Annotated in this window: 1 protein-coding gene; it reads left to right on the forward strand. The window is 62.2% G+C overall.

Translation table 11 applies throughout. The features are described from left to right. Positions 1-547, forward strand: a 547-nt coding sequence (locus EN969_RS34525) for a potassium channel family protein (protein WP_127419958.1), incomplete at both ends; no start/stop codon positions are given.

The following is a 547-nucleotide window of genomic DNA, read 5'->3' on the forward strand; positions in this document are numbered from 1 at the left end:
CGCTGGTTGCCGCGGACCTCGCTGCCCGCCTGCTTGCCTCCAAGAACATGCTGCGGCTGATGAAGCAGCCGACCTCGTGGGTCGATGTCTTCATCCTCTTGACGCTGCTGATGCCAACGGCGTTCGCCAATCTCGCCTTCCTGCGCATCCTGCGGCTGTGGTCGCTGTCGCGCAGCGGTTCGCTCTGGCGGCATTTCGAGATGCGAGGACTGCGGCCGTGGCGAGAGGCCAGCCACGCGGTCATCAACCTTTTGACCTTCCTGTTCGTCATCACCGGCTTCGTCTACACGTTCTTCTTTCGCACTGGCGCCGGCCTGGAAAACTATATCGACGCGCTTTATTTCACTGTCGCCACGGTGACGACGACCGGCTTCGGCGACATCGTGCTGCCGGGCATGGCCGGCAAGCTGACGGCAATCGTCACCATGATCATCGGCATATCGCTGTTTGTCAGACTGGCTCAGGCGATCTTCCGGCCAGCCAAGGTGTTGTTTCCCTGTCCGCAGTGCGGCTTGCGGCGGCACGAGCCGGACGCCGTGCATTGCAA

Source organism: Mesorhizobium sp. M7A.F.Ca.CA.003.01.2.1 (assembly GCF_003998945.1).
In the GTDB taxonomy this organism is placed as follows: domain Bacteria; phylum Pseudomonadota; class Alphaproteobacteria; order Rhizobiales; family Rhizobiaceae; genus Mesorhizobium; species Mesorhizobium ciceri.